Here is a 15,047-nt window from a genome sequence, read left to right on the forward strand (position 1 = left end):
TTCTTTTATAATCAATACTACAGACTACTTATCCACAGATTTGGTCTGTTCTAATAATAATAATAATTAAATGTTATTTTTTTATCTTTTGAATTTAGATCTTAAAGATAAAAAGAAAAACAATCTTTCTTTGTAAGATCTTATTTTTAGGATTAACATGTGTTATCTTAAATAACTTAAATAAAATATTAATATTGGTTTAAACTAATTTAAATTTTTTTAAAGGTTTTTCTATGTTAAGTTTAAAAAACTTCGATGTGATTGTTATTGGAGCAGGACATGCTGGAACTGAAGCTGCTATGGCTTCAGCAAGAATGGGTTGTAAAACATTATTATTGACTCAAAAAATGACAGATTTAGGTGTGTTATCATGTAATCCAGCAATTGGGGGGATAGGTAAAAGCCATTTAGTGAAAGAAATCGATGCGTTAGGTGGTATAATGGCTGAAGCTATTGATTATTCAGGTATTCAGTTTAGAATTTTGAATTCTAGTAAAGGTCCTGCTGTAAGATCTACTAGAGCGCAAGCTGATAGATTGCTTTATCATAAAACTATAAAAAAAATATTACGAAAACAAAATAATTTATTAATTTTAGAACAAGAAGTTAAAGATTTAATTTTTAAAAATTATACTGTTATTGGGGTGTTAACACAAAATGAAATTAATTTTTATTCAAGATCTGTTGTATTAGCAACAGGTACTTTTTTAGGTGGTAAAATACATATAGGATTGAACAGTTATTCCGCTGGTAGAATGGGCAATAAATCTTCTGTAGATTTATCTGTTCGCTTAAGAGCATTGTCTTTACGAGTAAATCGATTAAAGACAGGAACACCACCTCGACTTGATATTAATAGTATTAATTTTAATAATTTATTCATTCAAAATAGCGATGTTCCCATGCCAGTTTTTTCGTTTATGGGAGATGTTTCACACCATCCTAAGCAGATATCGTGTTATCTGACACATACTAATGAAAAAACACATGAAATAATACGTCAAAATTTAGATAAAAGTCCTATATATACAGGATTTTTAAAAGGTTTAGGACCTCGATATTGTCCTTCTATTGAAGATAAAGTTGTACGTTTCCCTGATAGAAAATCGCATCAAATATTTTTAGAGCCTGAAGGTTTATCTAGTATTAAAATATATCCTAATGGGATTTCAACTAGTCTTCCATTAGAAGTTCAAGAAAAAATTGTAACTTCGATCAAAGGTTTAGAAAAGGCTAAAATTATCACTCCAGGATATGCTGTCGAATATGATTTTTTTGATCCAAAAGATTTAAATTTAACTTTAGAGAGTAAGTTGATTAAAGGATTATTTTTTGCGGGTCAAATAAATGGTACAACTGGTTATGAAGAAGCTGCTTCACAAGGATTATTAGCAGGTTTAAATGCAGGATTAAATTCGATGAATTCTGAAGGATGGTTTCCTAGACGTGATCAAGCGTATTTAGGTGTATTAATAGATGATCTTACTACTCAAGGTACCGAAGAACCATATCGAATGTTTACTTCACGGGCGGAATACCGGTTAATTTTACGCGAAGATAATGCAGATTTACGTTTAACTGAAATTGGTCGTAAATTTGGTTTGGTAAGTGATTTAAGATGGATGCGTTATAATGAAAAAATATTAAATATTCAAACAGAAATAAGTCGTTTAAAAAAAATTAAGGTATGTCCTCTATCATCTGATATTAATATCCTAAATGAATTATGTAATATTAAACTAATTAAAGAAACAAGTATGATTGAATTATTAAAACGACCAGAAATTAGATATAAAAATTTGCAGTCTTTAGAAGTATTTGGGATTGGACTTTCTGATTTGGAAGCTGTAGAACAAATAGAAAATAAAATAAAATATGCAGGTTATATCAAACGACAATCAGAAGAGATTAGACGACATTTGAAAAATGAAAATACTTTTTTACCTCCTATTTTTGATTATAATAAAATAAAAGGTTTGTCTTCTGAAGTTATCAAAAAATTAAATGATTATAAGCCAATTTCTATTGGTCAAGCGTCACGAATCTCTGGTGTTACACCAGCTGCTATATCTATTTTATTAATTTATATGAAAAAAGAATCTTATAAAAATTTTTTATAGTATGTATTTTTTAAAAATGTGGTTTTTTGACTAATTTTTCTTTAATTCGTGCAAATTAACATTTGATTTTAAATCATTTAAAATACATAATATTTTTTTAATTAGATAATTTTCTTAAACAGTAACTGTTTGCTGAATGTATTTTTTTTATTGTATAATCTTTTTTAAAATTATAAAAAAATAAGAGAAATCTATGATTTTAGAAAAGATATCTGATCCTCAAAAATACATTCGTCATCATTTAAATCATTTGCAAATAGATCTGCGTGATTTTAAATTCATTAAACCAGGTGCATTTTCTTCTCATTATTGGACTTTAAATATTGATTCAATAGTTTTTTCGCTTGTACTAGGGAGTTTTTTTTTAAGTATTTTTTATATAGTCTCAAAACGAGTTACTGAAGGTGTACCAGGAAAATTGCAAACTGCAATTGAGTTAATTTTTGAATTTGTAGATTCAAATGTAAAAAATATGTATCAAGGTAAAAATGCTCTTATTGCACCTTTGTCATTAACAGTTTTTATTTGGGTTTTTTTAATGAATCTTATGGATTTAGTTCCAATTGATTTCTTCCCATTTATTTCTGCAAAAGTATTTAATTTACCAGCTCTTCGTATTGTACCTTCTGCTGATATTAATATTACATTATCAATGTCATTTGGTGTCTTTGTCTTAATTTTATTTTATACTATCAAAATGAAAGGATACATAGGTTTTTTAAAAGAACTGACTTTACAACCTTTCAACCATCCTGTATTTTCTATTTTTAATTTTATATTAGAATTTGTATCATTACTTTCCAAACCAATTTCTTTAGGATTGCGACTTTTTGGAAATATGTACGCAGGTGAAATGATTTTTATTCTCATTGCGGGTTTGCTTCCATGGTGGTTACAATGTTTTTTAAATGTACCATGGGCTATTTTCCATATTTTAATAATTTCATTACAGGCTTTTATTTTTATGGTATTAACTATTATGTATTTATCAATGGCTTCTCAAGTTCATAAGAATTAAAAAATATTGTAATTTTATTAAGAATTGGAGTTTTTAATGGAAAATTTAAATGTTGACATGCTTTATATAGCAGTAGCTATAATGGTAGGATTGGCGTCAATTGGAGCAGCAATCGGTATTGGAATTCTAGGTAGTAAATTTTTAGAAGGGGCTGCTAGACAGCCTGATTTAGTTCCCCTATTAAGAACACAGTTTTTTGTTGTCATGGGATTAGTTGATGCTATTCCAATGATTGCTGTGGGTTTGGGTTTGTATATGCTTTTTGCTATTTCATAGTTTTTTTTATTATAATTTCTTTGAAGAAAAATATATTATTTTAGATAATTAAATAAAATCTTTACGTTTTTTAGATAACGTAAAGATTAATTTTTGTTTTAATATAAAAGGTGCATTATTGTGAATCTTAATGCGACGATTCTTGGACAAGCAATTTCATTTGTTTTATTTGTCTGGTTTTGCATGAAATACATTTGGCCTCCTATTATTTCTGCAATTGAAACTAGACAAAAGGAAATAAAACAATCATTAATAAATTCGAGAAAAGCTCAAGATGAATTATGTATTCTCCAAAAAAAAATAGATCAAAATATTATCGAAGCTAAAGAAAAAGCATCAAATATTTTAAATGAAGCCAATAAACAAAAAGTATTAATTTTAGAAGAAGCAAAAAAAAATGCTTTAGAAGAAAGTAAGAAAATTCTTGCAAATACTCAGTCGGAAATTGAAATCGCTATTATACATGCGCGTAAAAATTTACATAAAGAGGTAGTAGATTTATCTATTTTAATGGCAGAAAAAATTATTAAAAAAAACGTTTCTAAAGATGAAAATCAAAATTTATTAGATGAACTAGTTCTTTTTCTATCACAGGTAAAAAATTAATGTCAGTAGCAGATACTATTTCTAGACCTTATGCTCAAGCAATTTTTGAAATTGCTATTGAAAATAATACTATTGAAGAATGGAAACAGATCTTAATTTTTATTAAAGTTCTGGCTACTTATAAAAAAGTTAGAAATTTTTTATCAGGTTCACTTTCGTCTGAATATTTATCATCAATATTTATTACAATTGGTGGTGGTTTAATTAATAAAAATGCAGAAAATTTAATAAAATTATTATCTGAACATCAACGTTTTAACATATCAAATAATATATTAGAACAATTTTTAAAATTAGAAGCATTTCATAAAAAAATTATGTTGGTTGAATTAAGATCAGCATTTTCTTTAAAAGAAAGAAACATTAGTAAAGTACGAAAAATATTAGAACGATTTTTTTTAAGAAAAATAAAATTTACATGTAAAGTAGATCCTAAAATACTTGATGGTATGATCATAAAGGTGAATAATACTGTTTTTGATTTGTCGACTCAAAATCATCTTAAACAATTATCTAATGCTTTAAATTTTTAAGAGAAGAATAATATATGAGATTAAATTCTACCGAAATTAGTAAATTAATTAAAGAAAGAATAGCTCAATTTGAAGTTTTTAATCAATCATATAATGAAGGTTCCATTATTTCTGTAAGTGATGGTATTATTAGAATAAATGGTCTTTCTAACGTCATGTTAGGAGAAATGATTTTATTACCGAATAATGAATATGCAATTGCTTTAAATATAGAAAGAGATACAGTTGGTGCAGTAGTTATGGGGCCTTACGTTCATATTACTGAAGGCACCAAAGTACAGTGTACAGGAAAAATATTAGAAGTGCCTGTTGGTTATAATTTTTTAGGTCGCGTAGTAAATGCACTAGGTGTGCCCATTGATGGAAAAGATTCTATAAAGAATAATGGTTATTTTCCAGTAGAAGCAGATGCACCTGGAGTCATTGAACGTCAATCAATTAATCAGCCAATACAAACAGGTTATAAAGTTATTGATGCAATGATTCCTATTGGTCGGGGACAACGTGAGTTGATTATTGGAGACAGACAAACAGGGAAAACTGCACTTGCAGTCGATACAATTATTAATCAAAAAAATTCTGGTATTAAATGTATTTATGTTGCGATTGGACAGAAACTTTCTACAATTATTAATGTTGTCAAAAAACTTGAAGAAAATAATTCTTTATTCAATACGATTGTAGTAGTAGCCTCTGCTTCAGAAGCAGCTTCATTACAGTATTTATCACCATATTCTGGTTGCGCAATGGCAGAGTTTTTTCGAAATCAAGGAGAGGATGCTTTAATTGTTTATGACGATCTTTCAAAACATGCGATAGCTTATCGTCAAATTTCTTTGTTATTGCGTAGACCACCAGGTAGAGAAGCTTTTCCGGGAGATATATTTTATCTTCATTCTCGTTTGTTAGAAAGAGCATCTCGAATTTCTGTAGAACATGTAGAAAAAATAACTAAAAATAAGATTATTGGAAAAACAGGTTCAATTACAGCTTTACCTATTATTGAAACACAGTCTGGAGATGTTTCTGCTTTTGTTCCTACAAATGTTATTTCTATTACTGATGGTCAAATTTTTTTAGAGGCGAATTTATTTAACTCAGGTATTCGTCCTGCTGTTAATCCTGGTATATCTGTTTCTCGTGTAGGTAGTGCAGCACAAAGTGTTATTATCAAAAAACTTTCTTCTGGAATTCGTACAGCATTAGCACAATATCAAGAGCTTGCGGCATTTTCACAATTTTCGTCCGATTTAGATGATGCAACTAGAAAACAATTGAATTATGGTCAGAAAATTACAGAATTATTAAAACAAAAGCAATATTCACCTATTTCTATAGCTGAACAAAGTCTTATACTTTTTGTTGCAGAAAATAATTATCTTGACGATATTTCTATAGATAAAATAACTAGATTTGAAAAAGAAATATTAATTTATGCTAAACACTATTATTCTGATTTAATGAATACAATTAATAAAACAGGTGATTTTAACATCGTTATAGAAGAACAATTTAAAGAATTAATTACTAATTTTAAAAATAATCAATTTTAATTTAAATATAATTAAAAAGTTAAAAAGAGAAAATAGTGACTAGTACAAAAGAAATAAGAAATCAAATTTTTAGTGTTATTAATACAAAAAAAATAACTAAAGCAATGGAAATGGTTGCAGTTTCTAAAATGAGAAAAACTGAAGAAAGAATGAAATCTGGTCGACCATATGCTGATATTATTAAAAAAGTTATTGATCATGTTGTCCAAGGAAATTTAGAATATAAACATAGTTATTTAGAAAAAAGAAAAGTTCAACGTATTGGTATAATTGTCATATCTACTGATAGAGGATTATGCGGAAGTTTGAATACTAATCTTTTTAAACAAGTACTATTTAAAATTCAAAAGTTTGCTAATATAAATATTCCATGTGATTTAATATTATTTGGTTTAAAAAGTTTATCTGTATTTAAATTATTTGAAAGTAATATTCTTAAAAAAGTAACGAATTTAGGAGAACATCCTCAATTAGAAGAATTAATTGATTCTGTAAAAATTATATTAAAAGCATATCAACATAAAAAAATCGATAAGATTTTTATTGCTTATAATAAATTTCATAATAAAATGCTACAAGATCCTACAATTACTCAATTACTTCCTTTTTCTAAAAAAAACATTGTCAGTACTAGTAATAATAATTGGGATTATTTATATGAACCAGAATCAAAATTAATTTTAGATATGTTGTTTAATCGGTACATAGAATCTCAAGTTTATCAAAGTATTCTAGAAAATATAGCAAGTGAACAAGCTGCTCGTATGATTGCAATGAAAACAGCAACAGATAATAGTGGTAATCGTATTAAAGAATTACAGTTAGTCTACAATAAAGTTCGTCAGGCTAATATTACTCAGGAATTAACTGAAATTGTTGCAGGTGCGTCAGCGGTTTCAAATGATTAAAAATTAGTTGAGGTTTGAAAATAATGGCTACTGGGAAAATTATCCAAATTATTGGTGCTGTAGTTGATGTAGAGTTTAATCAAGATTCAGTGCCAAAAATATATAACGCCTTAGAAGTTAAAAATAAGGAATATAAACTAATTTTAGAAGTACAGCAACAATTAGGTGCAGGTGTTGTGAGAACTATCGCCATGGGTTCATCTGATGGTTTAAAACGAGGCTTATTAGTTACTGATCTTGGGCATTATATAAAAGTGCCAGTAGGAGAAGCAACATTAGGTCGTATAATTAATGTACTAGGTGAAACAATAGACAACAAAGGTATATTAAAAAGTAAAAGAAATGCTGAAATTGAACATTGGGAAATTCATCGATCTCCTCCAAGTTATCAGGAACAAGCTAGTTCTAGAGAAATATTAGAAACTGGAATAAAAGTTATTGATTTAATTTGTCCTTTTTCGAAAGGAGGAAAAGTCGGTCTTTTTGGAGGCGCTGGTGTAGGTAAAACAGTTAATATGATGGAATTAATCCGCAATATTGCTGTAGAACATTCTGGTTATTCCGTTTTTACTGGAGTAGGTGAAAGAACTCGGGAAGGAAATGATTTCTATCATGAAATGAATGATTCTAAAGTTTTAGATAAAGTTTCTCTTGTTTATGGACAGATGAATGAACCACCAGGAAATAGATTGCGAGTTGCTTTTACTGGTCTTACTATTGCAGAAAAATTTCGTGATGAAGGAAAGGATGTCTTGTTATTTATTGATAATATATATCGTTATACATTAGCAGGTACAGAAGTTTCTGCGTTACTTGGTCGGATGCCATCTGCAGTAGGTTATCAACCGACTTTAGCAGAAGAAATGGGTTTACTTCAGGAAAGAATTACTTCAACAAAAAAAGGTTCTATAACTTCTGTACAAGCTGTATATGTTCCTGCAGATGATTTAACAGATCCTTCACCAGCAACAACATTTGCACATTTAGATTCTACAGTTACATTAAGTCGTCAAATCGCGTCGTTAGGGATTTATCCTGCTATTGATCCTTTAAATTCAACAAGTCGTCAATTAGATCCTAACATTGTAGGTGATGAACATTATGAAACGGCATTAGGTGTACAGTCAATATTGCAAAGATATCAAGAATTAAAAGACATTATTGCTATTTTAGGTATGGATGAACTTGCAGAAAATGATAAGTTATTAGTATCAAGAGCACGTAAAATACAAAGATTTTTATCTCAGCCATTTTTTGTCGCAGAAGTGTTCACTGGTTTTCCAGGTAAATATGTTTCTTTAAAAGATAATATTCGAGCTTTTAAAGGAATTATCGACGGAGAATTTGATTCTTTACCCGAACAAGCATTTTATATGGTAGGTTCAATAGAAGAAGTTATAGAAAAATCAAAGAAACTATAGTTTTTTAAGATATATAGGAAATACTATGAATTTTTATTTAGATGTAGTAAGTGTAAAAAAACGTATATTTTCTGGTTTTGTAAAAAAAATACGAGTTACTGGAAGTGAAGGAGAACTTGGTATTTACCCTGGACATACTCAATTGTTAAGCATAATTAAACCTGGAATAGTATACATTTCTCATAAAATAGATAAAATAGATAAAAAAGAAGAATGTATTTATATATCAGGAGGCATATTAGAGGTACAACCTTCAATTGTATCTATTTTAGCAGATGTTGCTATTCGTGCTGTTGATTTAGATCGAAAACGTATTTTAAAAACAAAAAAAAATGCTGAAGAATATATGAAAAATGTAGATCTTAAAATTAAGAAAGATGACATTTTATTAAAAATTTCCAAGGAAATTGCAAAATTAAGAGTACTTGAAATGATGGACAAATTTAAATGAAAAATAATTTTTCGCGGCTGGTTTTTTCCTGCCGCAGGTGTTTTTAAAAATTTATTTTTTAAAAGTAAAGATTTTTTTAAATATCAATGTTTTCTGCTTTTAAAGCATTATTTTCTATAAATTGTCGTCTAGGTTCTACTGTGTCTCCCATAAGAGTACTAAATAGGTTGTCAGCAGAGACTGCATCTTTAATAGTAACCTGCAACATATTTCTAGTTTCAGGATTCATTGTTGTATTCCATAACTGTTCAGGGTTCATTTCTCCTAAACCTTTATATCTTTGTATAAACAAACCGCGTTTAGATTCTTTTATCAACCATTCTAATGTATCTTTTATATTATTTATTTTGTAGCTTTTTCCTGATTTTTCTATAAAAACTTCATTTAAAAAATGTTGTTTAAAATTCAATCCTAAATCAGTAATTGATAAGTATTTTTTACTTTTTAAAAAATCTTCTTTAAAATCATATTTTTTATAATATGCATATCTAGATATTTTTATCGTCGGTTCAAATATGTTTTTATCTAAATTCTTTTTAATTTCTGTTGAATAATAATTGTTACTTTTATCTTTTTTGTTTAGGTTTTCTGCTAATTGATTTATCCAGTCTTCTACTATTTTGATTTCTTTTAAATTAGATAAGCGGGTATGATATAATAGTTCGTCGAATACTAGTTTAGGAAAATAATGTTTATTTTTTTTAATACTAATTTGAAGAAAATGATATTCAGATATAATTTTTTTGAACGTATTAAGATTTTGATTAATATCTGTATTTTTTGTACTTTTTAAAACAAGATCTTTTAAAGCGTTTTTAATTTGATATTTATTCATATCTTCATCATTTTTAATATATTTTTCTTTTTTTCCTTTTTTTAATTTATATAATGGAGGTTGTGCAATATAAACATATCCTTTTTCAATTAATTCAGGTAATTGACGATAAAAAAATGTTAAAAGAAGTGTTCGAATATGTGCACCATCGACATCAGCATCAGTCATAATAATAATATAATGATACCTTAATTTATCTATATTATATTCATTTTTACCAATTCCACATCCTAATGCAGTAATAAGAGAAGCGACTTCTTGAGATAAAATCATTTTATCGAATTTTGATTTTTCAACATTTAATATCTTTCCCTTAAGAGGAAGAATTGCTTGATTTTTTCTGTTTCTTCCCTGTTTAGCTGAGCCACCTGCTGAATCACCTTCTACTAAATAAATTTCTGAAAATTTAGGATCATTTTCTTGACAATCAGATAATTTTCCAGGTAAAGAAGCGCCTAGATCTAGTATGTTTTTCTTTTTATTAATTTCTCTCGCACGTCGTGCTGCCTCTCTAATTTTTGCTGCATTAATAATTTTTTGAATAATAGATTTTGCATCAGAAGGATTTTCTAGAAGATATTCAATAAGATTTTCATTGATAAATGATTCTATAATTGATCTTGCTTCAGAAGAGACTAATTTGTCTTTAGTTTGAGATGAAAACTTAGGATCAGGTATTTTAATTGATATAATAGCTGTTAATCCTTCGCGTACATCTTCACCTGTTATGATAGTTTTGTGTTTTTTATTATATCCTTCTCTTTCTATATGTAAATTTAATGTTCGTGTCATACCAGAGCGAAAACCAGCTAAATGTGTTCCGCCATCTTTTTGGGGTATGTTATTAGTAAAACATAATATATTCTCTTGATGAGAGTTATTCCATTGCATCGCAATTTCTAATTCTATTTTATCTTTTATAGATTGAAAATAGAATATACGTGAATGAATTGGTGTTTTTTTTATGTTTAAGAATTTAATAAATGCTTTAATACCACCTTTATAATGATAACAATCTTTAATATCACTTCTCTTATCTTCTAAATAAATAGCAATATTTGAATTAAGAAAAGATAGTTCACGCAAACGTTTAGATAAAATGTCATATTGAAATGTTATATTATTAGTAAACGTTTTATAACTAGGCCAGAATCTTATATATGTACCTGTTACATCAGTGTTACCTATAACACAAAGAGAATGCTTTGGTTTTCCATTTTTATATATTTGTTGATATTTTTTGTTGTTTTTGCAAATTATTAATTCTAATTTTTCTGATAAAGCATTAACAACTGATATTCCCACACCATGCAATCCTCCTGATATTTGATATGAAGCATTATCAAATTTACCACCAGAATGTAATACCGTCATAATTACTTCTGCAGCTGAAATGTTTTCTTCAGGATGAATATCAGTAGGTATTCCTCTTCCATCATCTTTTACAGACACTGAATTATCTAAATGAATAGTAACTATTATTTCTTTACAATAACCTGACAGTGCTTCATCTATAGAGTTGTCTACAATTTCGAATACCATATGATGTAATCCACTGCCATCATCTGTATCTCCAATATACATTCCTGGTCTTTTACGAACAGCGTCTAATCCTCTTAATATTTTAATATTAGAAGAGTTGTACATATTCTTCATGCTTTTTCCTTTAATATTTTAAAGCAAAATATTTTTTAAGTATTAGTATGTTATTTCTATGATAAAAGAAATAATATTCAAGTTAATTTAAATTATTTATTATGTTCTATAATGCAGGTTTAAAAATATTTAACGTTTTAATAACATTACAACATATAAAATCGAAGCATCATTTTCTGCTTCAATTTGTATCGAATTATTGGCATTATTTAAAAATAAAAAAATATTTTCGTGAGTAATAGCATTTAATATTTCTAATATGTAATACACATTAACTGATATCTCTATTGCATTTCCGGTATAATTGATATCAAATGTATCTTCTGCTGTTTCTTCTTCTTGATTATCAGATAATACTTTAAATTGATTGTTTCTGATATGCATTTCTACTCCACAAAATTTTTCGTGTGATAAAATAGAAGCGCGTAATAGTGATTGTTTTAATGTTTTACCATTGAAATAAACAAAATCATTTTTTTGTGCGAGTAAAACATTTTTATAATCAGGATATTGTCCTTCAATTAATTGTGCTGTAAAAATTAGATCCTCTATATATACTCTAATATTATTTTTTCCTACTAAAACACGTATTAATTGTGTTTGAGTGTTTAACAATCTATATAGTTCGACAATGCCTTTCCTTGGAATAATTATTGAAAATGAAATTATATTTTCTTTCAAAGGAATTGTAGACATTGCAAGACGATAACCATCTGTGGCTACTACATTTAATGAGTTATCTATTTTTTCTAATAATATGCCATTAAGATAGTATCTAACGTCTTGTTTTCCCATAGAAAATTGAGTTTTTTCTATTGTTTTTTTTAAAATATTTGAAGATATGAAAAATTCTGAAATATGATGGAAATCATGATGATTTGGAAAGTTATCAGCAGGCAAAGTAGTTAATATATAATTACTATTATCAGAAGTAATATGCATTTTATTTTTATTTAATTGCATTTTAATGTCTGATGAATGTAATGAATGTCGACAAATATCTAAAAGTTTTCGACCTGAAATAGTTGTGTTTCCTGGTGTATTTTGTGTTGTCAGTTTAATAATGGAAATTAATTCTACTTCTAAATTTGTCGAAGTCAATGATAACATTCCATTTTTTACGCTAATTAATATATTTTCTAAAATAGGAAAAGAGGGATTTTTCACAAACAAACGATTTATTTTTTGTAAATTTTTAATTAAAATATTGTTTTTAATATTGAATTTCATATAATCACTCTGATAGAGTTCTAATTAAATTTGAAAAATCTTTTTTAATATCGCGATTTTCTTTCCGTAATTGTTCGATTTTACGACATGCATGTAGCACTGTTGTATGATCTCTACCACTAAAAGCATCTCCAATTTCAGGTAAACTATGGTTTGTTAATTTTTTTGCCATCGCCATTGCCATCTGTCTTGGCCGAGCGATTGAACGTGAACGTTTTTTTGATAATAGATCAGTAACTTTGATTTTATAATATTCTGCAACCGTTTTTTGGATGTTATCAATAGTTATAAGCTTGTCTTGCAGTGCAAGTATGTCTCTAAGAGCTTCACGAACAAAATCTACAGTAATAGCACGATGTGTAAAACGAGAATTAATAATGATTCGATTAAGAGCACCTTCTAATTCACGCACATTAGAGCGTAAATTTTTAGCAATAAAAAAAGCTACTTCATTAGATAGTATAACATTACTTTCATCAGCTTTTTTTATAAGAATGGCGACTCTAGTTTCTATTTCTGGAGGATCTATAGATACGGTAAGACCCCAACTAAATCTTGATTTAAGACGTTCTTCAACACCATTTATTTCTTTTGGATAACGATCAGAAGTTAAAATAATTTGCTGGTTTCCTTCTAATAGAGTATTAAATGTATGAAAGAATTCTTCTTGTGAACGTTCTTTATGTGCAAAAAACTGAATATCATCCATTAATAACGCATCAACGGAACGATAGTATAATTTAAATTTTTCAATAGTATTATTTTTTAATGCTTTTACCATATCTTGGACAAAACGCTCGGAATTCATAAAAATAATTTTAATATCATATTTATGTGCTAAAATTTCATTTCCTATAGCATGAAGTAAATGAGTTTTCCCTAATCCTGTTGCACCATATAAGAATAATGGATTATAAGAATTTCCAGGATTTTTTGCCGCTTGAAATGCTGCGGAGCGCGCAAGTTGATTAGATTTTCCTTCTATAAAATTTTCAAAATTATGTTTTTTATTAATATTAGAACAATAAGGCAAATTTTTAAATGCTGAGGTCTTAGACCAGGTTGTTTTTTTGTTTTTACTATTAGAATTATTCGAAATATTAATTTTTATTTTTTTTTCTTGATAAATTTGATATATTTCAAATTTTATTAATGGAGAATTAGTACCGCAAAAATCTTGCAGTATTTTTTGAAAATGAATTAAGTATTTATCTTTTACCCAATCTAACACAAATTTATTTGGGGCATATATTTCTAGAATATTATTTTTTAGTTTGGCCTTCAGAGAGCGTATCCACATACTAAACTCTGTGGTTGATAGCTCATCCTGTAACCGGTCAAGACACTGTTTCCAAAGACAAAGTGACACGTCAGACTCCAAGCGAACGCAATTAATAAAAAAATAAAATTTGAAAGTTATTGTTTTTTATACGTTTACTTTGATAAATATAATTTATATAAAATTATATTTTTTTATATTAAAAGTTATACAATCTAAGATTGGCGAGTATAACGAAAAGGATATAATATATTATTGAGATATTTTTCTTATCTAAAGAAGTGATTTTTAGATGTACTGTCATATTTATAAATAAAAATATAATTATCATACCAGAATACAACATTAAAAATATTTTTTTAGATCAACTAATGTCAAATCTATTTTAATTGAGAAATATTTTATAAATGTTTTTTCTATGAATTAATGATTATAATAAAGTTAATTGACTATATTATTCAGAATAATTACTCTTAGTAAAAGTTAATTTTAAACTATATTTAATAAAAAATAATTAGGTAAATATTAAAATGAAACGAACTTTTCAACCATCGATATTAAAACGTAATCGTTCACATGGATTTAGAATTCGGATGTCTACAAAAAATGGTCGTTATATTTTATCACGAAGACGTGCTAAATTAAGAACACGTTTAACTGTTTCCAGCAAATAGTAGGTTGGTATTGTGCTTAATCATTTTTTTAAAAAACAATTGCGATTATCAAATTCTATAAGTTTTCAAAATGTTTTTAGTAAACCTTTCAAAAAAAAAAATACTTTAGAAATAAGTATTTTAGGACGTTTTAATTTATTAGAACATCCTAGATTAGGTTTGAGTATACCTCGAAAAAATATTAAATATGCTCATAATCGAAATTTAATTAAACGATTAATTCGAGAAACTTTTCGTTTATTGCAATATAAATTACTTTCAATGGATTTTATAGTTATAGCAAAAAAAAATATTCTTTTTTTAACAAATAACAACATAATAGACATGCTAAAAAGCTTGTGGTTGAATTATCATAGATAATTTTATCTTTATATTTAATAAAACTAATATAGGATTAATACAATTACGTATTTCTTTTTATTCTATATATTTTAAATATTATATTATCTAGTTTTAATATCATTAGAATAGTTCTATGTTAATTAAA

14 protein-coding genes are annotated in these 15,047 nt (G+C 27.1%); 11 read left to right on the forward strand and 3 right to left on the reverse strand.

The features are described 5' to 3' along the window. The first annotated feature begins 233 nt into the window (after positions 1 to 233). From mnmG to D9V77_RS00045, 9 genes are all read left to right on the forward strand, one after another. A complete protein-coding gene (gene mnmG / locus D9V77_RS00005; RefSeq protein WP_158337857.1) occupies positions 234 to 2,120 on the forward strand; it encodes a tRNA uridine-5-carboxymethylaminomethyl(34) synthesis enzyme MnmG in 1,887 nt (628 codons plus the stop codon). Between the two features lie 193 nt (positions 2,121 to 2,313). Further along, entirely contained in the window at positions 2,314 to 3,138 is an 825-nt protein-coding gene (gene atpB, locus D9V77_RS00010; protein WP_158337859.1) for a F0F1 ATP synthase subunit A, read from the forward strand. A 36-nt stretch (positions 3,139 to 3,174) separates the two neighbouring features. Continuing rightward, positions 3,175 to 3,414, forward strand: a complete 240-nt coding sequence (gene atpE, locus D9V77_RS00015; protein WP_158337861.1) for a F0F1 ATP synthase subunit C — start codon at positions 3,175 to 3,177, stop codon at positions 3,412 to 3,414. Positions 3,415 to 3,534: 120 nt separating this feature from the next. Continuing rightward, positions 3,535 to 4,020 carry a F0F1 ATP synthase subunit B gene (locus D9V77_RS00020; protein WP_158337863.1) on the forward strand — a complete coding sequence of 162 codons (486 nt, stop codon included), beginning with the start codon at positions 3,535 to 3,537 and terminating at the stop codon, positions 4,018 to 4,020. Then, entirely contained in the window at positions 4,020 to 4,553 is a 534-nt protein-coding gene (locus D9V77_RS00025; protein WP_158337865.1) for a F0F1 ATP synthase subunit delta, read from the forward strand. The genes D9V77_RS00020 and D9V77_RS00025 overlap by 1 nt, the downstream gene beginning before the upstream one ends. Before the next feature lie 14 nt (positions 4,554 to 4,567). After that, positions 4,568 to 6,106, forward strand: a complete 1,539-nt coding sequence (gene atpA / locus D9V77_RS00030) for a F0F1 ATP synthase subunit alpha (protein ID WP_158337867.1) — start codon at positions 4,568 to 4,570, stop codon at positions 6,104 to 6,106. A 35-nt stretch (positions 6,107 to 6,141) separates the two neighbouring features. Beyond that, complete coding sequence (gene atpG / locus D9V77_RS00035) at positions 6,142 to 7,014, forward strand: F0F1 ATP synthase subunit gamma (RefSeq protein ID WP_158337869.1); 873 nt, start codon at positions 6,142 to 6,144, stop codon at positions 7,012 to 7,014. A gap of 23 nt (positions 7,015 to 7,037) precedes the next feature. Then, a complete protein-coding gene (atpD, locus tag D9V77_RS00040; RefSeq protein WP_158337871.1) occupies positions 7,038 to 8,435 on the forward strand; it encodes a F0F1 ATP synthase subunit beta in 1,398 nt (465 codons plus the stop codon). A gap of 25 nt (positions 8,436 to 8,460) precedes the next feature. Continuing rightward, positions 8,461 to 8,886, forward strand: coding sequence for a F0F1 ATP synthase subunit epsilon (locus D9V77_RS00045; RefSeq protein ID WP_158337873.1), 426 nt, complete (start codon positions 8,461 to 8,463; stop codon positions 8,884 to 8,886). 76 nt (positions 8,887 to 8,962) lie between these two features. Here the strand turns inward: D9V77_RS00045 and gyrB are convergent, their stop codons facing one another. The 3 genes from gyrB to dnaA all read right to left on the reverse strand — a co-directional run bounded on the left by gyrB (position 8,963) and on the right by dnaA (position 13,976). After that, positions 8,963 to 11,377 carry a DNA topoisomerase (ATP-hydrolyzing) subunit B gene (gene gyrB / locus D9V77_RS00050; RefSeq protein WP_158337875.1) on the reverse strand — a complete coding sequence of 805 codons (2,415 nt, stop codon included), beginning with the start codon at positions 11,375 to 11,377 and terminating at the stop codon, positions 8,963 to 8,965. A 129-nt stretch (positions 11,378 to 11,506) separates the two neighbouring features. Next, a complete protein-coding gene (dnaN, locus tag D9V77_RS00055; protein ID WP_158337877.1) occupies positions 11,507 to 12,607 on the reverse strand; it encodes a DNA polymerase III subunit beta in 1,101 nt (366 codons plus the stop codon). A gap of 4 nt (positions 12,608 to 12,611) precedes the next feature. After that, positions 12,612 to 13,976, reverse strand: a complete 1,365-nt coding sequence (gene dnaA / locus D9V77_RS00060) for a chromosomal replication initiator protein DnaA (RefSeq protein WP_158337879.1) — start codon at positions 13,974 to 13,976, stop codon at positions 12,612 to 12,614. Positions 13,977 to 14,416: 440 nt separating this feature from the next. Between dnaA and rpmH the strand changes: the two genes are divergently transcribed. Both rpmH and rnpA read left to right on the forward strand, forming a co-directional pair. Further along, entirely contained in the window at positions 14,417 to 14,560 is a 144-nt protein-coding gene (gene rpmH / locus D9V77_RS00065) for a 50S ribosomal protein L34 (RefSeq protein ID WP_158337881.1), read from the forward strand. Between the two features lie 12 nt (positions 14,561 to 14,572). After that, the gene (gene rnpA / locus D9V77_RS00070) at positions 14,573 to 14,920 is read left to right on the forward strand and encodes a ribonuclease P protein component (protein WP_158337883.1); all 348 of its coding nucleotides are present in this window, start codon (positions 14,573 to 14,575) and stop codon (positions 14,918 to 14,920) included. Positions 14,921 to 15,047: the final 127 nt, after the last annotated feature.

It is taken from the genome of Buchnera aphidicola (Sitobion avenae), assembly GCF_005082585.1.
In the GTDB taxonomy this organism is placed as follows: domain Bacteria; phylum Pseudomonadota; class Gammaproteobacteria; order Enterobacterales; family Enterobacteriaceae; genus Buchnera; species Buchnera aphidicola_Z.